Annotated in this window: 1 protein-coding gene; it reads left to right on the forward strand. The window is 65.6% G+C overall.

What is annotated here, in order from left to right:
- Positions 1–209 (forward strand): hypothetical protein (locus KIF87_RS23175; protein WP_213330879.1); only part of this gene is annotated, 209 nt, incomplete at both ends.

A 209-nucleotide genomic window follows, 5' to 3' on the forward strand; every position in this document is an offset into this window, starting at 1 on the left:
GAGGCCAACAAGGCGCGCGCCCGTGAGCTGATGGCGCTGTTTAACGATGAAGCTGCCCTGTATCTGCTCACCCGCGCCACCCTGCTGCGCCTGCGCATGTATCCCTGGGGACACCTGCTCACCCCCCTGGCCGAATTTGCGGGGGAAATCCTTTCCGGTCTGGTATTCGGGGCGCTGCTGACCCTGGTTACCGGTCCAGGAGGCCCGGC

Origin of the sequence: Enterobacter sp. 120016 (genome assembly GCF_018383635.1) — a bacterium.
In the GTDB taxonomy this organism is placed as follows: domain Bacteria; phylum Pseudomonadota; class Gammaproteobacteria; order Enterobacterales; family Enterobacteriaceae; genus Enterobacter; species Enterobacter asburiae_D.